Annotated in this window: 16 protein-coding genes; 12 read left to right on the top strand and 4 right to left on the bottom strand. The window is 52.4% G+C overall.

Annotation, left to right across the window (positions count from 1 at the left end; genetic code table 11):
- Window positions 1-11 precede the first annotated feature (11 nt).
- From NQF64_RS08165 to NQF64_RS08145, 5 genes are all read left to right on the top strand, one after another.
- Window positions 12-1,808 (top strand): SEL1-like repeat protein, encoded by a 1,797-nt coding sequence (locus NQF64_RS08165; protein ID WP_266107043.1) that lies wholly within the window; start codon window positions 12-14, stop codon window positions 1,806-1,808.
- A complete protein-coding gene (locus tag NQF64_RS08160) occupies window positions 1,805-4,780 on the top strand; it encodes a glycosyltransferase (RefSeq protein ID WP_266107042.1) in 2,976 nt (991 codons plus the stop codon). Before NQF64_RS08165 ends, NQF64_RS08160 begins: the two co-directional genes overlap by 4 nt.
- 126 nt (window positions 4,781-4,906) lie before the next feature.
- Entirely contained in the window at window positions 4,907-5,857 is a 951-nt protein-coding gene (locus NQF64_RS08155) for a hypothetical protein (RefSeq protein ID WP_266107041.1), read from the top strand.
- A gap of 26 nt (window positions 5,858-5,883) precedes the next feature.
- Window positions 5,884-7,116, top strand: a complete 1,233-nt coding sequence (locus NQF64_RS08150) for a glycosyltransferase (RefSeq protein ID WP_266107040.1) — start codon at window positions 5,884-5,886, stop codon at window positions 7,114-7,116.
- A gap of 1 nt (window position 7,117) precedes the next feature.
- Window positions 7,118-7,642: a hypothetical protein gene (locus NQF64_RS08145; RefSeq protein ID WP_266107039.1), complete on the top strand. Its 525-nt coding sequence runs from the start codon at window positions 7,118-7,120 to the stop codon at window positions 7,640-7,642.
- Window positions 7,643-7,741: 99 nt separating this feature from the next.
- On the opposite strand, the gene dps is transcribed toward NQF64_RS08145, so the two are convergent.
- Both dps and NQF64_RS08135 read right to left on the bottom strand, forming a co-directional pair.
- Window positions 7,742-8,248: a DNA starvation/stationary phase protection protein Dps gene (gene dps / locus NQF64_RS08140; protein WP_099027500.1), complete on the bottom strand. Its 507-nt coding sequence runs from the start codon at window positions 8,246-8,248 to the stop codon at window positions 7,742-7,744.
- A 103-nt stretch (window positions 8,249-8,351) separates the two neighbouring features.
- Window positions 8,352-10,934, bottom strand: a complete 2,583-nt coding sequence (locus NQF64_RS08135; protein ID WP_266107038.1) for a glycosyltransferase family 2 protein — start codon at window positions 10,932-10,934, stop codon at window positions 8,352-8,354.
- 167 nt (window positions 10,935-11,101) lie between these two features.
- Between NQF64_RS08135 and pstC the strand changes: the two genes are divergently transcribed.
- The 4 genes from pstC to phoU all read left to right on the top strand — a co-directional run bounded on the left by pstC (window position 11,102) and on the right by phoU (window position 14,503).
- On the top strand, window positions 11,102-12,046 hold the full coding sequence (gene pstC, locus NQF64_RS08130; RefSeq protein ID WP_266107037.1) for a phosphate ABC transporter permease subunit PstC: 945 nt from the start codon (window positions 11,102-11,104) through the stop codon (window positions 12,044-12,046).
- 62 nt (window positions 12,047-12,108) lie between these two features.
- Window positions 12,109-12,927, top strand: a complete 819-nt coding sequence (gene pstA / locus NQF64_RS08125; RefSeq protein WP_266107063.1) for a phosphate ABC transporter permease PstA — start codon at window positions 12,109-12,111, stop codon at window positions 12,925-12,927.
- Between the two features lie 35 nt (window positions 12,928-12,962).
- On the top strand, window positions 12,963-13,766 hold the full coding sequence (pstB, locus tag NQF64_RS08120) for a phosphate ABC transporter ATP-binding protein PstB (RefSeq protein ID WP_099027527.1): 804 nt from the start codon (window positions 12,963-12,965) through the stop codon (window positions 13,764-13,766).
- Window positions 13,767-13,786: 20 nt separating this feature from the next.
- Window positions 13,787-14,503: a phosphate signaling complex protein PhoU gene (gene phoU / locus NQF64_RS08115; protein WP_099027497.1), complete on the top strand. Its 717-nt coding sequence runs from the start codon at window positions 13,787-13,789 to the stop codon at window positions 14,501-14,503.
- Between the two features lie 77 nt (window positions 14,504-14,580).
- Here the strand turns inward: phoU and NQF64_RS08110 are convergent, their stop codons facing one another.
- Entirely contained in the window at window positions 14,581-16,017 is a 1,437-nt protein-coding gene (locus NQF64_RS08110) for an amino acid permease (protein WP_266107036.1), read from the bottom strand.
- Window positions 16,018-16,201: 184 nt separating this feature from the next.
- On the bottom strand, window positions 16,202-16,774 hold the full coding sequence (locus NQF64_RS08105) for a TetR/AcrR family transcriptional regulator (RefSeq protein WP_266107062.1): 573 nt from the start codon (window positions 16,772-16,774) through the stop codon (window positions 16,202-16,204).
- A 331-nt stretch (window positions 16,775-17,105) separates the two neighbouring features.
- Between NQF64_RS08105 and NQF64_RS08100 the strand changes: the two genes are divergently transcribed.
- From NQF64_RS08100 to NQF64_RS08090, 3 genes are read left to right on the top strand one after another with little or no spacing between them, the layout of a single operon-like run.
- Complete coding sequence (locus NQF64_RS08100; protein WP_230880664.1) at window positions 17,106-18,239, top strand: efflux RND transporter periplasmic adaptor subunit; 1,134 nt, start codon at window positions 17,106-17,108, stop codon at window positions 18,237-18,239.
- Window positions 18,240-18,245: 6 nt separating this feature from the next.
- Window positions 18,246-21,389, top strand: coding sequence for an efflux RND transporter permease subunit (locus NQF64_RS08095; protein ID WP_099027493.1), 3,144 nt, complete (start codon window positions 18,246-18,248; stop codon window positions 21,387-21,389).
- Window positions 21,386-22,852, top strand: a complete 1,467-nt coding sequence (locus NQF64_RS08090; RefSeq protein WP_266107035.1) for an efflux transporter outer membrane subunit — start codon at window positions 21,386-21,388, stop codon at window positions 22,850-22,852. The genes NQF64_RS08095 and NQF64_RS08090 overlap by 4 nt, the downstream gene beginning before the upstream one ends.
- Window positions 22,853-22,855: the final 3 nt, after the last annotated feature.

Below are 22,855 nucleotides of genomic sequence, written 5' to 3'. Positions count from 1 at the left end.
GCCTTGCACGTATGGCGCGCCGATTTGCATTTCTTGACTCTGTCCCCCGTAAGCTGAACCGTGCAAAACGGTTGCAAGAGCAGGGGAGAGCGCCACAGGCCTTCTCTTTACTGGCACGGTTAGCAAGCTCTGGTGTGCCAGAGGCTGCTTACCGGGTGGGGCAATGTTATTTGGCAGGGCAAGGGACGCCAGCCTCGTTGGAGGAAGGAGCCCGTTGGACTTATCGTGCTGCCCGCTCTGGGATGGCAGATGCCTGTTTTACTTTGGCAACCTTATTTGCCATGGGTTTGCCGAAAGAGTTTGACCCGAGGGCACCTGCCTCGGTGGATGAAGGGCTGTATAATACGGCTGCTTATGAGGATGAGGCAGACCCATATGAGCCGGATTTTGTACAAGCGCGTTTTTGGGCAGAGCATGGAGCGGCGGCGGGCCATGTCGAATCTCAAGCGCTATTAGGGCATATTTTTAACCACGGTCCCGAGGAGGTGCAGGATCGTGCAGCGGCGCGCCACTGGTACGGGGAGGCCGTACGGGGTGGGTCTATGCAAGGGGCCTTGGGGTTGGGCCTTATTTTGCTGGACGACGCGGTGGATGATAGCCAGCGTGCTTATGCGATTGCTCTTCTTCAGCGTGCGGCAGATAGCGGCGTTGGTATTGCGAGTGCAGCGATGGGCTGGCTTTATGAGCATGGCGTTGGAGGCCAACCGCGCGATGCTGAGAAAGCGGCCACATATTATGGCAAGGCCGCAGAGCTAGAGATACCTTCGGCCCAAGCGCGTTATGGGTTGATGCTGCTTAAGGGTGTTGGTGTTGATGTAAACCTTGTACAGGCGGAAAGTTGGCTGCGTCGTGCGGCCTATGGTGGCGATCCTGAAGCTGCGGCTTTGCTGGGGGATTTATATATTCGTGGGGAAGATTTTCTCCATCGCCCTGCGGAGGCGGCTCGATGGTACGAGCTTGCAGCAGAGCAAAATCATACCCCCGCTGCGCGTGTGCTGGCCGTGCTGTATCTGACTGGGACGGGCGTTGTACGGGATGAGGAGAAGGCGGCTTATTGGTTTAATTTCGCCGCTATGCGAGGAGATCACCGTGCGGATGCCGATTTTGGTAATCTCGTTCTCGCTGGTGTGTCTCGTCCTGATGAAGAACGCTTTGACCTCCAAAAGCGTTTACGGCGGCAAGCTGAAGGGGGTGATCTGCTAGGTGCTTTCAACCTTGGTGTGTGTTTAGCCCAAGGGATCGGGGCGTCTGCTGATGAGACAAATGCGTTTTATTGGTTCGGCCTTGCACGGGAGGGCGTGGTAAATGCTCAATATTGGTATGGCCGTATGCTGTTTGAGGGGCGTGGCGTTACTAGGAATCAGCGTTACGGGTTGATGTGGATGGAAAAAGCGGCGCGGCAAGGGATGCCAGAGGCTTGTGCGAGCGTGGCGCAGATTTTTGTGACGGGGCAGGTCGGGGGGATTAAAGACCATGCCCGCGCGTTGGAGCTGTACCATCAGGCGGCAGAGGGTGGCTTGGTAGAGGCGTATTTCTCCCTTGGAGCGATGTATGGGGGTGGGCACAACGTCCCTGCCGACCTTCCCCGTGCGCGGCATTATTTTGAGGAGGCAGCACAACGGGGCCACGGTTTAGGGCAGATGATGTTAGGGCGTTATTTGTTGAAAGGGCTAGGAGGCGAGAAGGATGAAGAGCAGGCCCGCTACTGGCTTGGCCAAGCGGCACAGCAGGGTATCGAGCGGGCGAAACGCTTGCTAGAGGAGATTCAAACCGCATCGTCTCATGCGGTAGATTATACAGCATCGTGAAAACACCAAATACGTTCATTCCGGGATATGGTCGTTTTTGCACCCCGCAGGAGGAAGCCCGCTGGCAAGCGCAGCATATGCGTGAGCTGCATAGAATGTTTGACCAAGGGGTTGAGTGTTTAAGGCGGGGTGCGCGAGAGGAAGGCTTGTTTTGGTTAGGGCGGGCGGAGCGTCTATCGGGCAGGGATGATACGGTTAGCTTCACCTATGCTGTGGCTTTATTGGAAGGTGGCGATATAGGGTGGGCCCTCCCACGGTTAATGAGAATATGGAAGCGGTGTGGGGTTAGGGAGGCTGGTCTTGCCCTTGCAGGTGTGTTGTGGCGCAGCGGGCAAGCTGTGGAGGCAGCCCATGTTATAGGGCAGGTCTTAGCGCGTAATAGCCTTGGGGTCGGGCATGATGTGTTAATGGATGGCATTGCGGCCTCTATAAAGGCTGTTGGATGGGCATCATTGTCGTGCGCGGGGGTGTTATGGCTGCGCGTTAGAGAACCGGTGACGGTGTTTTTAGATGATGCCCCTTTAGGGCCGTTCTCTAGCGGTATGTATGACCTCGCAGAGCATGTCCCTCAACAGAAAGGCCCGTGGTGGCGTGGGGAACGCCTCCATCTTATTTGTGATGGCCATACTGTGTTAGGAGGCCAGATTGACCTTCAGGCCGTGATACGCTGTCATTCCCTCATCACGCCAGAGGCCCAAGGGGTACGCGGATGGTTATGGTACCCCGGAGAGCCGGGGGCTGTGCCCACTATTAGGGTGGATGGTCATAAAACACCGATAAAGATAGAGGGGCTAGCGGAGGGCTTTAGCAGCACGGCTCTTTTGCAGCGTCCTTATGGGTTTTACCTTCCCTATGAGGCATGGCCAGACTTAGCGGTAAAGCGGACGGGCTTTTATGATGGTTATGGCAGGTTGTTACAGGGCGCGCCGTTAGACCCGGCCCTTGTGCAGTTGATGCAATCGCCCTCATCTACTGGGAATAAGCGGAAAGGCTGGACGCGGGAAGGTTGCCGGAAGGCGCGTAAGCATGTGGGTAAGGGGCAGCAAAGCACGGTAGCAGCGGGATGCGCGGTGATTATCCCTGTTTATCGGGATAAAGCTATGGTGCAAGCTTGTGTAGAGAGCGTGTTAGCGACCATTCCCCCTTCATGCCGGGTTATTATTGTCGATGATGCGTCTCCAGAGGCAGCTTTGCGTACGTATCTCCTCTCTCTCGCACAAGAGGGGCGTGTGCTGATTAAGCGTCATGAGCGTAATCAAGGGTTTGTGGAGAGCATTAATACCGGCCTTGCTTTGGTGCCAGAGGGGTGGGATGTCATTTGGCTTAATAGCGATACGCTTGTCTTTGGCCCGTGGGTAGAACGATTGCGCCGTTGGTTGGGCCAAGCGGGGGTGGGGACGGTCACGCCGCTCTCTAATGCGGGCGGGTTGACCTCTTACCCGGTGCCGAATCGTGACAATCCCGCTCCATCTGTGCAAGAAGCCGCCGCGCTAGATGCGTTGTGCCAACAACAAGCGGAGGCCATGCCACTTCATGTGAGCTTACCGACAGCAAATGGGTTTTGCATGGCTGTTTCGGCTGCGTGTCTTAAAGCGGTAGGACGATTACGGGGGGCGTATTTTGCGCAAGGTTATGGGGAGGAAAATGATTTTTGCCTAAGGGCTAGTGAGGCAGGTTTTACGCATCTTGTGGGGGCGGATGTGTATGTTCTGCATTATGGTCATGGCTCTTTTGGGGCCGAAGGCAGCCCGCTTTTGCAGCGGAATCTTACGATTCTGAATCGCCTTTATCCCGGTTATGATGCAGCGATCCAGCGGTGGAAGCAGGCGGAGCCGCTGCGTGTTTTCTGGAGGCAGTTGGATTGGCAGCGCATGGCCCAGCATCGGGCGCGTTTTTCCAGTGCGGTGGTGTTGCTCCAACATCGGGGTGGTGGGGGTGTCGCGCGTGCTACAAAAGAACATGCGACTCGGTTAAGTAAAAATGATGTGCTGCCCTTTATTATAGAGCCCACGCAAGAAGGATGTCGGATTGTTAGCCCTATAGACGGGGTGGAGGCCCCTAATCTGATATTTTGTTTGCCAGAAGAATATCCCATCTTAGTAGCGTTTTTGCAGGCAATGGGGGTGGTGCGCGTTTTTTGGCATCATTTGTTGGGCCATGAACCTGCTATGCGGCAGTTACATCATAAGCTGGATGTGCCTTATGAAGTGTATGTTCATGATCACATTTGGTTTTGCCCGCGTATTGCTTTGTTAAATGAAGAGGGCCGTTATTGCGGAGAACCGTCTTTAACGGGATGCGCCGCTTGTCTAGCGCGAGGTGATGCCCCAGCAGAGGTAGGAATTAGCCTACCTGATTTAATTGCGCGCTCGACGAAAGAGCTGAATGAAGCAAGCCGGGTTGTGGCCCCTAGTGAAGATGCTGCAAAGCGACTAGAACGTCATATATCAATTAATAATCCGGTCGAGAGAGAATCTTTAGAGGATGATGAGCAAATATGCTCCGCACCTGGTCCATTGCGTCACAATCACTTTATTGTGAAAGAACGGCCTCTACAGGTTATTATCTTAGGGGGTATTAGTCGTTGGAAGGGTTATGACATAGTTTTGACACTAGGTCATTATATTCAGCAGCATAATCTTCCATTGCGGCTAACAGTGATTGGCGGCACTCATGATGATGAGAGTCTGCTAAAGGCTGGGATAAAGGTGACTGGCTCTTACGAGGATGTAGATACGTATGCGCTTATCCGAGAGAGTGGGGCTGACATAGGCTTTTTGCCCTCTATCGCGCCAGAAACCTGGTGTTATGCGCTAGGATGGTTATGGAGGGCAGGGTTGGCTGTCATAGGGTTTGATATTGGGGCGGCTGCTGAACGGATAAAACGAGCAGGGCCAGATTGGGGGCGTGTCGTGCCCTTGGGCCTGCCAGTTGACCGGCTGGCAGCCCTCTTTATGGCACTAGGACGATAGTGAGAATGAGCTTTAGAGGTGTGTTTTGCAGAATAGCTTAAAATAAGGTACCTTAACAGTGACATTTCAAGCGGTTCTATGCAAATAGGTTCTGCATTTTTGTAGTCTCGGCCTACTGGAGAAAACATGCCCGATACAGAGAAAGACCAACCCCGTCATCATATAACGGATCTGAAGGCAGGTGCGCACGTGATGACGTTGGATGCGGGGGTGTTTTGTGTGTTCCATGCGCCAGGGCAGATGGAGGCAGGGCCGAGTGGATTGCCGGGGATTCGGATATCGCGTGCGCCGGGTTCTCCTGAGGATGCTGTGGAGGTTGTAACCTTTGCAGAGGATGGCTGGATGGGGGCGGCTAATAGTGCGGCGTTGGTGCGTATTCGTCGTGGTCCTGCTGGCATTATGGTGACGACCTATCAGGATGGTCAAACAGGGGGGGAAGCCCCGCGCTTGCAGGTCATTCGTCTTATTGGTGGGGTTCCTGCTGGGCAGGTAGCTGGGGAGAATGTGGCCTCAATTGCAACGGGAGAGGCTGGTACAGGCCGGGCATCTGTCTCTGGGGCTGCGGGGCAGGGTACGCATGAGGTAATTGCGCATGTGCAGCGGCGTGGTGATGTGGGCTGTGCCGTGGGAGAATGGGTCGGTAAAAAAGATAGTAAGAGGTGGGTTGAGGGTTTCTCCATTACACCATCTGGGGATGATATTAAGGCGAGTGATATAGAATATCAGGCTGTGCTAGGGCGTGGATGGTTGTCACCATGGGCTGAGGGCGGACAGTTCTGCGGTTCACGTGGGATGTCTTTGCCGATTCTTGGGTTACGTGTCCGGTTGAAGGAGGCAGCAGCGCAAAACTGGTCGCTTGAGCTGACGGCATGTTTTACCGATGGGACGGAAAGCACTCTGACTGAGGGAGAGGATGATGCTTTGCAGGCAGAGAGCCTTGCCCCGCTGGAAGCGTTTTGCGTGAGTTTTGTTCCGCTACGACAGCGGAAGAGTGTAAAGGCTTCCTCCACCGCAGGGGAGGGGAAAGCGATTAAGCAAGGTGGTACGAATACGCGGACTCGTTCTTCTAAAGCGTAATAACCCAAGGTTGATTGGGGGAGCGGGTGCGTTTTCTTTTTGTTCATCAGAGTTTCCCGGCACAATATGCCCATATCGTGGCTCGTCTTGGCCGTAAGCCGGAACATGATGTTGTGTTTATTACAGCGGGTAAAGGGCCGGATATTCCGGGGGTGCGTCGCGTATTATATCGCTTGCCAGAGGTTGAGCGGGGAAAGGCTCATCCTTTTGTAGGGGAGTTTGACTATGCTATTCGCCGGGCAGAGGCGATTGCAGCTGTTGCGCGTTCTTTAAAGGATTTAGGCTTCCAGCCTGATATTATTATTGGCCATCACGGTTGGGGAGAGCTTTTAAATTTAGATGCTGTTTTCCCCGGTGTCCCTTTATTAGGGTATTTTGAATTTTATTATGGCCTTACAGGGCGCGATACGGGGTTTGATCCAGAGTTTCCCATGCCGGAGAATGCTGGGTTATTGGTGCGGTGTAAAAATGCGGTCAACCTCCAGGCGCTAGCGGGGCCGGGGTTGGGGCAAACGCCTACACATTTTCAGAAGGCAACTTATCCAGACTGGGCGCAGGATAAGTTGATTTTGTTAGATGAGGGTGTGAATTTAACGCAGTGCCGTCCTGACCCCACAATCCGGCAAAAGCCTTTCCAGCTTGGTACGGTGAGGGTGGCCCCGTATGAAAAGCTCGTGACATATGCTGCGCGTAATTTAGAGCCTTATCGTGGTTTCCATAGTATGATGCGTGCTCTACCAGCTTTATTAAAGGCACGACCGGATTGCCGAGTGATCCTTATGGGCGGGGATGAGGTGAGTTACGGTGTACCGCCTATTGGTGGGGGAAACTGGCGTGAGACGATGTTAAAAGAACTTGAGGGCCAGTTAGACCTTTCGCGGATTCATTTTGTAGGCTGGCTAGAGCGGGAGCAGATGATTCGTGTTTTACAACGCTCGGATGCACATGTGTATTTGACCTATCCTTTTGTATTGTCATGGTCATTGCGGGAGGCAATGGCATTAGGGTGCCCCTTGGTAGCAAGTGATACAGCCCCTGTGCAGGAGTATCTAACGCACCAGGAAACGGCGCTTTTGGTGCCGTTTTTAAAGCCAGAGGCGTTAAGTGACGCTGTGTTGAATCTTTTGGAAAACCGTACATTAGGGGAACGACTGAGCTATAATGTACGCCAAAAGGCAGAAAAGTTATTGGATATGGAGCAGTATTTGGCTCAATATGAAGCACTCATATGCAGGATGACAGGCCGGGAGGCGATATAAGATGCTCGATATAGATAAAGCGGCTTTGTTGAAGTTAGCCGGTGGATGGGTTGTTAAAAAATCGGCCTCTTCTGCACCACAGAAATTAACAGAGGAAGATTGTGCGCAATTGGTAGGGGCTGCGTATTCTCATTGGCAGGCTATGCAGCTGGGGTCCTATGAGGATAGGCCAATTAGAAATGCGCTTTATGACCTGACGAAGGATTGGATTGTTCAGCGTGAACGGGGTGCTGTGCCCGGTCGATTAGCGGATGATGATTTCCGCGCGATTATAGATTGTCTGGGTTTGGGGGAGCCCTTTCAAGGGGGCGAGGAAGGGCCCTTGCAGCCAGAACAATTGGTAGAGCCTGAGCCTTCCTCCGCTCTTCTTCCTGAAGATGTTGCTGTGGGTGAGTGGCGGAAAGATTTTATGCCTGCTGATCTTGCTCAAGAGACTGATGTGTTGGCAGATGGGCGGCGTGTAAAGGATGTTTTAGAGGAGGATCCCTTCTATTTTGCTCGACAGCATTTGGCGTTATCGCTTTAAGACGACCTTATAAAAAAGGCGTGTCCCTCGTTGGGGAGCACGCCTTTTTTAATAAAGAGGGGCCAGGTTATAACGGCCCCTTTTTTTGAGGTACGGCTATTAGCGCGGACCTGCTTCAGCCTGGAGGTGAGCCTCTAGGAACCAGAGGTTTTTATCCAAGCCGCGGGAGATCTCTGTAAAGAGGTCAGCTGTATCATCATCGCCAGCCTCGGCCGTTGTCTTAATGGCATCGCGGATTTTGTTGGCAACAACACCATAACGCTCTGCTAAGGCTTTAACATGGTCCAATACAGTGAAGATTTCTGTTGGATAGGGGGCGCAGTTTGTGTGGCTATGTACGGCCTGAACTGTCCCCAAAGCAACACCGCCGAGCTGCACAGCACGTTCTGCAGCAGTGTCGATAAAGCCATCAAGCCCGCTACGAAAGCCATCGAGCATTTCATGCACACCGATGAAGTTTGTCCCTTTGAGGTTCCAATGGGCTTGCTTGGTGACTAAGGCGAGGTCGATTAGGTCTGCCAGACGGGCATTAAGAGTCTCGATAGAGACGCTCTTTGTGTTGTCTGGTGTGTTGTTGCTTGTGTGAAAGTGGTTGATCTTGCTCATCGTAACACTCCTTATATGGTGTCGGTTTCCCCCTAAAAGAGGAGGAGAACGCTCAGAAACCGGGCGGGAACTTCTCCCAGGCTTCTTCCTCATACCCTTTAGATTATAAATCCTCTGGGTTGCGGAGGTCAAAGAAGGTCCGCAGGTCCTGTCTGAAGTAATGTGGGTATGCTGGATCATTTTTAAAGAGTAAATTTTCTTTCCAGCGTTCAAGCATGACTTGTTTTTCGTGGAAGAAGCGGGCCTCATGCTCGGGGCGATCATCACTGCCACGGGAGTAGCTTTCATGATGGACAGCTTCTGCCATAGCGCAGTAGATGATGGTATGACCGCTGGCACGAATTTTTAAACAAAGGTCAACATCATTATAAGCGACGGCAAGGTAGGTTTCATCAAAGCCATCAAGCTCTTCAAAAAGAGTACGAGGGACCATGAGAGCCGCCCCGGTTACAGCTGTAACCTCATGGGGTAAGCGGATACGACCAATATAGCCAAAATCCGTATTGGGTTGGAGACGATGAACATGCACCCCAATAACATCCGGCCCGACAGCGACCCCAGCATGTTGGATTGTCCCGTTAGGGTATAAAAGCCGTGCCCCCACGGCCCCGACTGTTGGGGAGGCGAGTGTCTCATGGACCATGTGGGTCAGGAAGTCGGGTTGGGTGATGATGACGTCGTTATTGAGGAAAAGGAGTTGATCACTTTTGCTTTGACGCGCGGCAAGGTTATTGAGCCGTGCGTAGTTAAAAGGCTCTTCCACCCGTAAGACGGATACTTGTTTATGGCGTTGGATACTCTCCAGCCAAGAAAGTGTGGCTTTCTCAACGGAGAAATTATCAACAAGGATAATCTCAAATTTACGATATTTTTGTGAGGTGAGAAGGGAGTCAACGCAATTACGCGTCATCTCTAATTGATCGCGGAAGGGAATGATAATGCTGATAGAGGGTTGTTTACGGAAAGGCCATTGGATGGCGTAAAGGCTTAGGCGATCAATGGATGATACAGTCGCTTTGATCTTCCGACGGTGAAGATGTGCGGCGACACAGTCCGTGCCTGCTTTTACAGCGTAGCTTTTATTACCGATATTACTGGCTGTAGAGTTAGGTGTTTTACGCCAATGATACAAAATATCTGGGACATGATGGATGGCCTCTCGGGGGATGAGCTCCACCGCACGCAGAAGGAAGTCATGGTCTTGCGCGCCATTATACTGCCCTTCTAGCGGGCCGATCTTACGGACAAGCTCGGCCTCCATAACAGTGAGATGGCAAATATAATTACAGCCTAATAGATAGCGATAATCATAATCCGGTTTGAGGTTAGGCTCTAAAAAATGGCCAGCTGCATCTATTTTATCTTCATCACAATAGAGGAGCTTGGCCCCCGTTGTGAGTGCTGCGCGGACCATGCGCTCTAAGGCGACATCGACGAGGAGGTCATCATGATCAAAAAAGGCGATATACGCCCCGCGCGCAGCTTTGATTGCTGCATTAGTAGCCCCGGCAATGCCTTGATTCTTCGGTAGGACGACAGAGCGAATACGTTTATCGTTTTTGCAATAATCTTGGATAAGCTTTGTCGTACGGGGGCATGCACTGCCATCATCGACAATGATCAATTCCCATTGTTGGTAGGTCTGTGCGAGTACGGAGTCCACCGCGGCGCGGAAGTCGCCTTCATCTGGTCGCCATGTGGGACAAAGGACGGAAATAAGGGGGGTGTCTTTTAAAGGATGAGCTTGCCGTTGGAGGGCTGTTTGCTCGCTTAGATGGGTGTAATAACGGCGCGCCCAACGGTCATAATGTTGGAGGTTGAGCGGACGTTTGGGGATGAGGTTATGCGTCTCTCGGCGTAGAGCGGTGAGTTGTGTGTGGAGACTGGCAATCGTGTTTTCAATTTGTACCAACTTGGCAGCGAGTTGGTCATCAACGAGGGCGGTGATTAAGGGGCTGCCCGCTAGGGGGATATTATCGGGGATACTTGTGACGCTAAAATTATGCGGTATGCCATCATGGAACTGCTGAGGGATGGGGACTTCAAAACCGCAATTAGGCTCACATTGGAGGGCTTCGACCACATCGCCACGATAATGGTTTGCGCGGAATGTGCCGAGTGAGAGCCCATCAGCTTTAACGGAGATGATGACATTTCCTCTCCATGGCTCGCTGGGGCGTTGGCGGGCTACAACCCAACCACGTAAAAGCCCTTCATGGAGGCCGTCAACGCAACTTCTATACTCTATCTGCGATGAGTGGATGAAGGAGATAACGTCATGCGTTTTGTTAGGGTCTTGCCTATCAGGAAAGGGTAGAGCGGAGCGATCTGCAAAGCGTAGTGAGATCTCATGAGGCTGCTCATCAAGAGCGGCAGGTGGTAGAGTGAATTGAAAGCCTAGTTTTTCGCTAGGGGTATGCAAGGTGCTGCGGACATCTTCCCGCGGGAGATCACAGAGAGCCTGCATGACCTCCTGTCCATCCATAACGACATGTAACCGCACTGGTTGGAGCGGGTTGCGTAAGTTGATGGCCCACCCGCGGATAATGCCGCTGTGAGTGTCTATGGCGTCAACATAACCCTGAAACTGGCTGACAGGCAAAGACCCCTCCCCGTTAAGGCGTAAAAAGCAAAGTCTGTCATCAATGTGAAATATAATTGTGGCAGACAGACGACAGTTTGCCATAAACTACAGGGAACTGTACAAAAAAACTAGTCATTCTGAATGAAAGTGCTTCAATCGCTTTAAGAGACGGTTGTTCTTTGTGGGCAGGGGCGTTAATGCACGGAATTAGAGGTGGCTATGATCACGATGATAGCTGCCGATGTTGTAACGGCCAAGGCTCCAGATAGATGCGCATGACGCCCGTAACGCGTTCTTCTCACCATAGAGTTGGGTTTGACACTATTTTCCATGGGTTGCTTTGGGTATGTGCGGTGCTTGTATTAGCATCGCTGGGGGGCCTTATCCTGTTGATGGCAACAGGAGGGTGGCAGGCTTTTACCGCCTTTGGGCTTGATTTCTTTACACGAACGTCATGGAACCCCGTTAAGGATATATATGGGGTTTTGGCCCCGTTATTGGGCACCGTTGTTAGTACTATTATTGCGATGTTGATTGCCGTCCCTATGGCGTTTGGGACGGCTTTTTGGTTGGTCTATATTGCTTCCTCACGCTTTGCTTCAATTGTTGGGACAACCATCCAGCTTTTGGCGGCTGTGCCATCTATCATCTTTGGCATGTGGGGCTTCCAGACGATTGTTCCCTTCATCGCGCGTGATGTTCAGCCTTTTTTAAATCATCATTTTCGCCATACACCCATATTAGGGCCGATTCTCTCAGGCCCGCCTGTGGGGACGGGGCTTGTTACAGCGGGTATTATCCTTGCGATGATGATTGCGCCTTTCATCACTGCTGTGATGGTGGATGTGTTTGGGGCTGTACCGCCCATGCTGCGGGAGAGTGCTTATGGCCTTGGGGCCACACGCTGGGAGATGATGCGCAAGATTGTCGTGCCATGGTCGCGTAATGGGATGATTGGTGCGATCGTGCTGGGGATGGGCCGTGCCTTAGGTGAGACAATGGCCGTGACATTTATCATCGGTAACGTCACGAGTGTTGGCTGGTCCCTCTTTGCCCCACGCAGTACGGTGGCCTCTTTGATTGCCCTACAGTTCCCAGAAAGTCCGGCGGGGTCATTGCGGCTTTCCTCACTGATGGCGTTGGGATTCATCCTGATGGTTTTGTCCTGTGTTAGCCTTGTATTAGCGCGGTGCCTAAGGGGGAAGCGGTCATGAATAATGTAGAGTCTACCTCCTTTATGATGGCGCGGGATTGTTGGCGGCCTAGTCGTAAGGCTATGTGGCGGCGTTTATGCAATAATTGTGCAACAGGGGCGAGCGTTGCGGCAGGGAGTGTGTTGTTGCTCGTGCTGGTGTCTATTTTATGGACGCTCTTACGCCATGGGCTAGAGGGTCTCTCTTGGGCGACATTGACGCGTACAATGGGACCGCCCGGATCTGGCGGGGGGTTAGCCAATGCGATTATCGGCAGCGTGATCCAAACGGGCTTGGCCTTATTGATGGCGGCCCCTGTTGGGTTGATGTGTGGGATTTACCTCTCCGAATATGGGCGGAAGGGGAATTATTTCGCCAGTGGGGTGCGGTTTGTAGCGGATGTGTTGATGTCTGCCCCGTCCATTTTGATAGGCTTGTTCATCTATCAGCTCTTGGTCGTGCCGATGGGCCATTTCTCTGGCCTAGCAGGGGCATTAGCCTTGGCGGTTTTGGCTCTGCCCCTGATTGTACGCACGACAGAAGATATGCTCCGACTCGTCCCTACAGCGATGAGGGAAGCTGGAGCGGCCTTAGGGGCGGCACGGTGGCGTGTTATTATCTTCCTTTGTTTACGCTCCGCGCGGAAGGGTGTGCTGACGGGGATTCTTCTCGCACTTGCGCGGATGGGTGGGGAGACGGCGCCGCTTTTATTTACATCCTTGGGCAATCAAACCATGTCCACAGCGATGAATCGCCCTATGGCGAGCTTGCCAATAGCTATCTACCAATATGCTGGGGCCTCTTATGAGGACTGGGTGCAGCTGGCATGGACGGGGGCCTTGTTGGTGACCTTTGGCGTGCTTCTTATCAATATCACTGTGCGGCTTTCATCCCGTCACTGATGTCTAGGAGAGAGAGTTTCATGATGTCTGCTTCGATGCCATTTACCGAGCATCTCACCGGGTCATCAGGCGATGAGCCTGTTCAGGAGGTCGCCCTTGCTGTGCGGGGGGTTAATTTTTATTACGGCTCCCACCATGCTTTGCATGATATTTCGTTAGACTTCCCCGCACGTTGCGTTACTGCCATGATAGGCCCTAGCGGCTGCGGAAAATCCACCTTGTTGCGGATTTTTAACAAGATGTATGACCTCTATCCCGGCCAACGGGCAACGGGGGAGGTGATGTTTGATGGGCGCAATATCTTAGACGATTCGATTAGTCTTGATATGTTGCGTGCGCGTATTGGGATGGTCTTTCAAAAACCCACGCCTTTTCCGATGTCGATTTACGAGAACATTGCCTTTGGTGTGCGTCTGCATGAAAAATTGAGCCGTACTGCGATGGATGAGCGTGTGCAAGATGTTCTCACACGTGTGGCCTTGTGGAATGAGGTGCGTGATCGCCTCCATGCACCAGCAACGGGGTTATCAGGCGGGCAGCAGCAGCGTTTATGCATTGCGCGTAGTATTGCCACCCGGCCGGAGGTTCTTTTGTTAGATGAGCCAACCTCTGCCTTGGACCCGATCTCTACGGCGCGGATTGAGGAATTGTTGGACGAGCTTAAAGAAGAGTTCACTATCGTGGTTGTAACGCATAACATGCAGCAGGCGGCACGTTGTGCGGACCAAGTGGCGTTTTTTTATCTAGGCCGCTTGGTTGAGATGGATACGGCGGACCGTATTTTCACCAACCCGCGTCAGAAACAGACGCAGGATTATATTACCGGTCGATTCGGTTAAGCGGGGAAGGGAGAGAGATTATGCCACATGAGCGTTCTCACATTGTCTCAAGCTACGAGCAGGAGTTAGACCAGCTACGGGCTATGGTAGCGCAGATGGGGCATATTGTAGAGGAACAAGTTAGCCTCGCCTTATTGGCTATTGCTGAGCATGATGAAGCCGCAGCGGATGAAGCCACACGTCGTGACCCAGAGGTTGATGAGCTAGAGCGCGATGTGGAGACGTTGGTGATCCGTCTTTTAGCGTTGCGGAGCCCTATGGGGGCGGATTTGCGCGAGATTGTCGCAGCATTGAAAATCACTGGAGATTTGGAGCGCATTGGTGATTATGCGGCTTCCATTGCGCGTAAGGCCATCAAGGCGGCCTCAAGTGAAGCTCAGATTTCATTCTCTGGCTTGCGGAGTATGTGCCGTCTTGTGCGGGATAATTTAAGCCGCACGGTGGAGGCTGTCATCCAGCATGATCCGAACATGGCGATGGAGGTATGGCATGCTGACCGTGGGGTGGATGAGCATTATGTCGCTCTCTTCCGTGAGCTTGTGACGTATATGATGGAAGATGCGCGCAATATTCGCGCATGTACCGAACTTTTGTTCATCGCTAAGAATTTGGAGCGTATTGGTGACCATGCGACCAACATGGCAGAGCGTGTTTTTTACTCTGTTACAGGAGAGAATTTACCACCAGAGCGGCCGCGTGGGGAAAACTCGATGCGTAAGCTTAATAGAGAGATTTGAAGGTCTTTATAAGCACAAAAAAGGCCCGATAAGTTGCTGCGCTTATCGGGCCTTTTTTATGGAGAATGAAGGAGGATTTAAGACGCTTCAGTAGGCTCGTCATCCTCTTCCTTTTGGTTGCGTTTGAGCAAGACCCACCCGCCATAGAAGATGAGAGCAAGAATGGGGATGGAGCCAACAGTGATGGTGCCAGAGGGATAATCAAACGCCATCATCACCAGCACGAGCAAGAGGAAGGCAAGTGTAAGCCAACCCGTATAAGGGGCACCGGGCATAGAGAAGCTGGTGACAGCAATCCGTCCCCGTTTAATGGCCCGATGCAGGCGGAGTTGGCAGAGCAGAATGGTTGCCCATGTACCCAAAATACCAAGAGAGGAGATGCTCAATACAATCTCAAAGATTTGCGTGGGGTATAGGTAGTTCATCAAAACGCCCACGAGATAGATAAAGAGCGTCACACCAATGCCGACATAAGGCACGGCATTACGGTTGAGCTTGCTCATGGCACTAGGGGCAGACCCGCCGAGGGCTAAGGCGCGTAAAATGCGGCCTGTAGAATATAAGCCGGAATTAAGGCTGGAAAGAGCTGCCGTGAGGACCACAAAATTCATGATGCTGTCAGAGGCAGGTAGGCCAAGCTTGTGGAAGAAGGTCACAAAAGGGCTTTCCCCACCATGATAGGCCGACCAAGGCATGAGGCAGACGAGCAGGGTGACAGAGCCTACATAGAAGAAAATAATACGCCAAATGACGCTGTTAACAGCATTGGGGACGACCTTGCGGGGGTTATCGCACTCCCCAGCAGCAATGCCGATGAGCTCCGTTGCGGCATAAGCGAAGATCACACCTTGGATGAGCATCAATGAGGCGACAACCCCATGGGGGAATAACCCGCCGGACTGCGTGATGAGATGAACCCCCGGTGTGTAAGGCCCAACATGGGTGCCGCTAAGAAGGATGTACCCGCCTACTGTGAGGAAGATGACTAAGGTGAGGACTTTGACAAGAGAGAACCAGAATTCAATCTCACCAAAATAGCGCACACCGGTAAGGTTTACCGCCCCGACCACAACAAGTGCACCGAGGGCAATCAGCCATTGAGGGATGGCCCCAAAAATGGGCCAGTAATGGATGTAAAGCGCAATGGCGGTAATATCGACAATGCCCGTCATCGCCCAGTTGAGGAAGAAGAACCATCCCGCTGCATAGGCGGCCCCTTCCCCAAGGAACTCACGAGCATAGGTGACAAAACTCCCGCTGCTTGGGCGGTACATCACAAGCTCGCCCATAGCGCGGAGGATCATAAAAGCGCAAAGGCCGCAAATAGCATAAGTGATGGCCAGAGATGGACCAGCGACCTGAAGGCGCGAGCCTGCCCCAAGGAACAAGCCTGTACCAATCGCCCCACCAATGGCGATCATTTGGACATGCCGCCGGCTTAGGTCCTTCTGATACCCCTCCTCACTGGTAGAGGTCGGTTCAGGGGTGGTTTGCTCAGGGGAGGGTGTAGTCATGCGATCATCCTGCAATGGGCGGTTTGCGGCGGGGGGTACGGGGGGCTAGAGTTTCGCTCCTGTATGGTCTGCTATGTGTTATACGAATAGATTCTATAGCTAACCATCAAGGCTTTGCCAATGGATGATACTGGTAAAGCGAGATTTTAATAACCAATTACAGAGGCGTAATAATAAGCTGTTTTTATGACAGGGGGAGAGGGGTGCAGCCATGTAGGAAAATGCGCAATCCTTCTTCTAAATAACGCTGCAAATCGGCCTTGTTGCGTGCGGCTCCGCAATGGGCGAGGCGGGAGAGCATTGGCCCGCCAATGGTCAAGCCAAAGAGATGATCGGCGGCATCGGTGGCATTAGCGAAGGTGAGGGTGCCTGCCTCCTTTTGGGCTTGTAGCCAGTTTTGTATATTCGTTTTACTGCCTGCGAGGTGAAAAAGCTCTGTCATGAGCTGTTGGATGGAGGGGGAGCGGTTTGTTTCCCCAATAATTGTGCGGAGAAGGCTGAGGCGTTTTTCACAGAGGAAAATTTCAGCCATTTGGAAGATTATTTCCCGTAATTGAGACTCAACACTGTTTTGTGGCAGGGGGGCTGGGGTTAAAGGGGGAAATAATTCTTCTAAAATAAGTTGCTCTATGAGTGTCCGTTTGGACGGAAAAAAGAGATAGAGTGTCTTTTTGGACATCCCTGCGTGATGGGCGATATGGTCCATTGTGGTGTGATGGTAGCCTTGTTTTTGCAACAGAGCACAGGCTACTTTCAGGATTGTCCTGCGGCGGTCTGTATCATGGGGGGGGGAAATGGCACCACACTCCTACAAGGTTAAAAGACACAGCGTCAGGTACAATATGTGTAAGGCTGCTAAGCCCTGTTACGCGTATAAAGGGTTATAGCGCACCTTTTTTATGGATTATAGGCTTGACCTTGTGAATGGAAACTGGTTAGTTTCCATTTATCATTACCACTCCTTGTATGAGACGAGTGATGCAGGTAACGCGGTTTGCCTGCTAGATAGTTTTAGTTTGATTTTCCTAAGAGAGCCAGTGTCATTTATGTCCATATGTCGCGTGTTTCCGGCTGTTTGTTTGTCTCGTATGGCTCTTTTGGGCGGGACAATGTTACTAGGCACCACCTTTTTAGCGGGCTGTCAGAAAAAGGCCCCGCATAAGGCTGCCGTGCAAGAGGTCGCTGTGGTGACCTTGCATAAGCAAAATGTCCCGATGGAGACCTCCCTCCCCGGCCGTGTGGAAGCCTATGAGCAAGCACAGATTCGCCCGCAGGTTGGTGGCGTGTTGGTCGAGCGTATGTTTGAGGAGGGGAAAGACGTTAAAGCTGGGCAGCAATTATTCCAGATTTACATTGCTCCCTTCCAAGCGGCGTATGACCAAGCGCGTGGACGGTTGATGGAAGCGCAGGCGAGTGCCATTCGTGCTCATGCGCAGTTGCGGCGGTATAAATCCCTTGTGGGCGCGCGAGCGGTAAGTCGGCAGGAATATGATGATGCCCTGGCGACAGCACGGCAAGCGGATGCAGAGGTTGTGCAGAGCCAAGCTGCGGTGGAGAGTGCGCAGGTTAATCTTAACTATACGCATGTTTATGCCCCGATTGATGGGCGCATTGGTCGGACGCTTTACACAGCAGGGATGCTGGTAACGGCGAATCAGAGTGATGCGATTGCGGTTGTGACCCGGTTAGACCCTATCTATGTGGATGTGAATCTCGCTGCAGAAGATATGATACGTCTACGGCGGGAGCTGGCCTCTGGTCAGTTAGAGCGTAAAGGTAATGATGCTGCTGTAACGGTAGAGCTGCCTGATGGCTCTCTTTATGGGCATACAGGCCAGCTAGAACTTTCTGAAGTCACGGTGGACCCAGCAACAGGGACATTGGTCCTACGCGGGGTGATGCCTAACCCTGATAAATTGCTTTTGCCGGGGATGTTCGTGCATGCCCATATTAAGGAGGGCAGCGACCCTAACGCGCTCCTTGTGCCTCAATTAGCGGTGCAGAGGACTCATAAAGCAGAGCCTTATGTCATGGTGGTGGATAAACAAAATCATGTTCATTTGCGGATGGTGACGGTGGGGCAGACCATAGGGGCTAATTGGCACGTTTTACATGGGCTGAGTGAGGGAGAGGCTGTGGTTATCTCTGGGCTACAGAAGATACGGGCCGAAGGTACAGTAAAGCCTCATGAAGCCGATAAAGCCGAGCTGGGGCTGGAGTAAGAGCGTATGTCTTTATCGCGTTTCTTTATCGACCGCCCTGTTTTTGCGTGGGTGGTTGGGCTGATTATTATGCTTGTGGGTGGTGTCTCCATCACCCGTATGCCGATTGCCCAATATCCTACGATTGCCCCACCGCAAATTGCCGTTGCGGTGGATGACCCCGGGGCCTCTGCCGATACGGTGAATAACACGGTGGTGCAGCCGATTCTCCAACAAATGTCCGGGTTGGACCATTTGGAGTATCTATCGGCACAGTCTTACGGCAATGGGCATATGGAAATTGACCTAACCTTTGAGCAAGGGACAAGCCCCGATATTGCTCAGGTGCAGGTGCAAAATAAATTACAGCTTGCCCAACCGCGCCTTCCGCCGGAAGTGGTCAATCAAGGTTTGAGTGTCACAAAGGCTGCCAAGAACTTTATGATGGTGATTGGCTTTATCTCCACTGATGGCAGCATGAGCGGGAAGGATCTTTCCGATTACGTGGCCTCTAACGTGATGGACCCTCTCTCGCGTATTTCTGGGGTGGGGGACCATACGCTCTTTGGCTCCGAATATGCCATGCGTATTTGGATGGACCCTGATAAGCTGTATAAATATGGCCTGACAGTTGCTGATGTACAGCATGCGGTGCAGAATCAGAATATTCAGGTTGCCTCAGGGGAGCTAGGCGGCCTACCAGCACAAAAATCTGTAGGGTTTGATGCCACTATCATCGGTCCTGTCCGCCTGACAGACCCGGCGCAATTTAGCGATATGCTGCTGAAGGTCCAACAAGATGGCAGCCAAGTGCGGATGCGCGATATTGGGCGTGTGGAGCTAGGCTCACAGAGCTATAATTTCACATCCCGGTATAATAATGAACCCGCCACAGCCCTAGCCCTCAAGCTCGCCCCCGGGGCGAACCAGATGGTGACAGAAGATGCCGTGCGCGCGGAGATTAATCACCTCTCCCAGTTCTTCCCTAAAGGGGTGAAGGTGGTTTACCCGCTGGATACGGAGCCTTTCATCACGCACTCGATTGAGGAAGTGATTGAGACATTGGTGGAAGCCATCATTCTGGTTTTTGTCGTGATGCTCGTCTTTCTTCAAAATTTCCGCGCGACATTAATCCCGACCATCGCCGTGCCGGTGGTGTTGCTGGGGACGTTTGGGTTGCTGTCCATCATGGGGTACAGCATCAACACCTTGACGATGTTGGCTATGGTCCTCGCAGTGGGGCTATTGGTGGATGATGCCATCGTGGTGGTGGAGAATGTCGAACGTGTGATGAGCGAGAAGCATCTCCCCCCGCGTGAGGCTGCGCGTGAATCGATGGATGAAATCTCCGGCGCGTTGGTGGGGATTGTGTTGGTCCTTACAGCGGTCTTTTTACCTATGGCCGCTTTTGGTGGGTCCACCGGGGTGATTTACCGGCAATTCTCCATCACGGTTGTGGCGGCTATGTGGTTGTCCGTCCTCGTAGCGATGATTATGACACCCTCTCTTTGCGCTACGATGTTAAAGCCAACCAATCATGAGGTCCATTTTCGCCCAGCGATCTGGTTTAATAATGGCTTTGAGTGGCTAACGCATCGCTATATAGGCGGGGTGCGGCATTTATTGCGTTTACGTCTCCCGGCGATGTTAGTGTTTTTAGGCCTAACGCTGCTTGTGGGCTATATGTTCATTAAGGTTCCAACAGGCTTCTTACCTGATGAGGACCAAGCCCTTATTTTTGGGCAGATTAGTACACCACCAGGGGCTACTGATGCACAGATGGGGGTGATTAACCATCGCATCACCGATTATGTACTAAAAACATATAGCCATGATGTTGAATCTGTTTTTACGATGAATGGCTTTAGCTTTGCAGGGCAGGGGCAAAATGCTGGGGCGTTCTTTATCCGGCTGAAGCCATGGGATAAGCGACCGGGCTATAAACATTCCAGCATGGCGATTGCTAGTGAGATCATGAAGCATTTTGCTGGTGACCCTGCGGCGCAGATTTATGCTCTTAATCCCCCTGCTGTGATGGAGCTTGGTAATGCGACTGGCTTTGACTTAGAGCTTGAGGATAACGGTCATATTGGCCATCAAGCCTTCCTTGCGGCGCGTAATAAACTGCTTGATGAAGCGAAGAAGAACCCTCTGCTTACTGCTGTGCGCCCAATGGGGTTGGAAGATGCGCCGCAATTTGTGTTGGACTTAAACCGTGAGAAAGCTAACGCGCAGGGCATTACCAACGAGGATATTAATACGACCATTCAGGGGGCTTTAGGCTCGATTTATGTGAATCAATTCACCCGGAATGACCGTGTAAAACAGGTATATATCCAAGGTGAATCTTTTGCCCGCATGAGGCCAGAAGACCTCAATCGCTGGTATATCCGCAATAATCTTGGCGAGTTAGTGCCCTTTAACGCTTTTGCCTCTGGCCATTGGATTGTAGGGCCGCAGAAGGTGGAGAATTATAACGGCCTTAATTCTTACGAGATTCAGGGTGTGCCTGCGGCAGGGGTAAGTGCTGGTCGTGCCGTTGCGGAGATAGAGGCCATCCTAAAAACGCTGCCCCCCGGCGTCGGGCATGAATGGACAGGTCTCACTTTTGAGCAATTAGCCTCTGGCAATGCTACAGGGCCGCTTTACGCGCTGGCAGTGATTGTGATTTTGCTCTGCCTTGCTGCTTTGTATGAAAGTTGGGCGATTCCTTTCTCCGTATTGCTGGTGCTGCCTTTGGGTGTCTTAGGGGCGATTGCCTCCACCCTATGGCGAGGGCTGAGCAATGATGTGTATTTCCAAGTCGGGTTGCTGACCACTGTTGGGCTAGCTGTCAAAAACGCCATTCTGATAGTTGAATTCGCCAAGGCCTTTTATGAAAGCGGCGATACGTTAGAAGAGGCTGTGTTGAAAGCGGGGCAAGAGCGTTTACGCCCTATTTTGATGACCTCTATCGCCTTTGTATGCGGTGTGTTTCCTTTGGCGATTGCCACCGGGGCCGGGGCTGCGGCGCGTGTAGCGATTGGGACCTGCGTTGTCGGGGGGATGATTACGGCAACGGTGTTGGCTGTGTATTTCGTCCCCATCTTTTTTGTCGTGGTGCTGCGGCTTTTTCGCGTCAAACGTCTTTCAGAGCGGCATGAAGCTGGGCAGGAAGGAGGCCAAGCATGAGCCTTTATAGCACAAAACGGAGCCTCACTTACGGGGTGATGGCTGTGGGCAGTATGCTGCTTGCCTCGTGCAATTTATCCCCGAAATATCACCGCCCAGACCCCGCCGTTGCACAGAAATACCCAGCCGATGCGGAGTTAAAACCTGGCCAGCCGGTACATCAGCGTGTCTCCGACCTTGGGTGGGAGGATTTCTTTACAGACCCCCGCTTAAAGGCCCTTATCACTCTGGCTTTGACCAATAACCGAGACCTCGCCGCGCAGATGGCGGCAGTCGCGGCAGAGCGTGGGCAGTATCAAGTACAGAATGCCGCCCTTTTCCCGACCATTTCGGCTGGTGGGGGAGCCCAATATGTGGGGCCATCGGATACGGCGGGCTTTGCCTTTGCGCCGGGTTCTGGTCGCTCAATTTCTACATTGCGTTTTTATCAGACATCCATTGGGTTCTCATCTTATGAGATTGACCTATGGGGGCGTATTCGCAATATGGCGCGCGCCCAGCAGGAGCAAACATTAAGTGCGGCTGAGAATCTGCGTAACCTGTGGCTGACGACAGTTTCGCAGGTGGCAAGTACATATATTCAATGGTTGGCTGATAAACGATTGCTAGACCTTGCGCGCAATACAGCGCGGACGCGGGCCGATACATGGCGGTTGAATGACCTTAAGTTTAAGCATGATGAGTTAGATGCGCTCACTCTCGCCCAAAGTGCGGCGGAGTTAGAGCAAGCACGCTCTGATGAGGAGAAAGAGACGCGGGCCGTTGCTGATGATGAACATTCCTTACAACTTTTAGTCGGCACGCCCTTGCCGGCGAATCTGCCCCCGGCTTTGCCGATGGGCCGACAAACGATGATTGCGGAATTACCGGCGGGTTTGCCGTCCGACCTTTTAGAGCAACGGCCTGATATTATGGCTGCAGAGCATCTGCTATTGGGGGCGAATGCCTCCGTTGGTGCGGCGCGGGCGGCCTTCTTCCCACGGGTAACCCTTACAGCGAATGAGGGGACAAGCTCGCTGCAATTTCGCAAGCTCTTTAGCCATTTGGCCGAAACATGGGGTGTCTCCCCTAATATAAGCATCCCCTTGCTCACATGGGGTGTGAATCAGGGGAACTTACGGACAGCAAAAGCAAGGCTTGCGCAGAATGTGGCGCAATATCAAAAAGCCGTGCAATCGGCATTTCGAGAAGTATCCGATGCGTTGACAGCGCGGGAGACTTATCGCCGGCAAGATGAGCATATGGTTGTTTTAGAGACACAAACCCAATGGGCTTACGACCTCGCCCGGATGCGCTATCATGCGGGGATCGATAATTATCTAACCACCTTGGTGCAGGAGCGTCAGCTTTACCAAGCCCAGCAGAGCCGTATTGTTGTGGAGGCGGCACGGTTCCAAAATATGGTAACCCTTTATCGTGCATTAGGTGGGGGGTGGAGTCGTAAGAGCCAAGGGCAGAAGTAACGT

Origin of the sequence: Bombella saccharophila, assembly GCF_026385475.1 — a bacterium.
In the GTDB taxonomy this organism is placed as follows: Bacteria; Pseudomonadota; Alphaproteobacteria; order Acetobacterales; family Acetobacteraceae; genus Bombella; species Bombella saccharophila.
The sequence above is the reverse complement of the archived record's forward strand: the minus strand, read 5'-3'. Positions and strand labels throughout refer to the sequence as shown.

What these genes read in the sequence shown, in the direction of transcription:
- NQF64_RS08165 (WP_266107043.1), top strand. Translation starts at nt 12, where the DNA reads ATGGCGCGCCGATTTGCATTTCTTGACTCTGTCCCCCGTAAGCTGAAC.
- NQF64_RS08155 (WP_266107041.1), top strand. Translation starts at nt 4,907, where the DNA reads ATGCCCGATACAGAGAAAGACCAACCCCGTCATCATATAACGGATCTG.
- NQF64_RS08145 (WP_266107039.1), top strand. Translation starts at nt 7,118, where the DNA reads ATGCTCGATATAGATAAAGCGGCTTTGTTGAAGTTAGCCGGTGGATGG.
- dps (WP_099027500.1), bottom strand. Translation starts at nt 8,248, where the DNA reads ATGAGCAAGATCAACCACTTTCACACAAGCAACAACACACCAGACAAC.
- NQF64_RS08135 (WP_266107038.1), bottom strand. Translation starts at nt 10,934, where the DNA reads ATGGCAAACTGTCGTCTGTCTGCCACAATTATATTTCACATTGATGAC.
- pstC (WP_266107037.1), top strand. Translation starts at nt 11,102, where the DNA reads ATGCGCATGACGCCCGTAACGCGTTCTTCTCACCATAGAGTTGGGTTT.
- pstA (WP_266107063.1), top strand. Translation starts at nt 12,109, where the DNA reads ATGTGGCGGCGTTTATGCAATAATTGTGCAACAGGGGCGAGCGTTGCG.
- pstB (WP_099027527.1), top strand. Translation starts at nt 12,963, where the DNA reads ATGCCATTTACCGAGCATCTCACCGGGTCATCAGGCGATGAGCCTGTT.
- phoU (WP_099027497.1), top strand. Translation starts at nt 13,787, where the DNA reads ATGCCACATGAGCGTTCTCACATTGTCTCAAGCTACGAGCAGGAGTTA.
- NQF64_RS08110 (WP_266107036.1), bottom strand. Translation starts at nt 16,017, where the DNA reads ATGACTACACCCTCCCCTGAGCAAACCACCCCTGAACCGACCTCTACC.
- NQF64_RS08100 (WP_230880664.1), top strand. Translation starts at nt 17,106, where the DNA reads ATGGCTCTTTTGGGCGGGACAATGTTACTAGGCACCACCTTTTTAGCG.
- NQF64_RS08095 (WP_099027493.1), top strand. Translation starts at nt 18,246, where the DNA reads ATGTCTTTATCGCGTTTCTTTATCGACCGCCCTGTTTTTGCGTGGGTG.
- NQF64_RS08090 (WP_266107035.1), top strand. Translation starts at nt 21,386, where the DNA reads ATGAGCCTTTATAGCACAAAACGGAGCCTCACTTACGGGGTGATGGCT.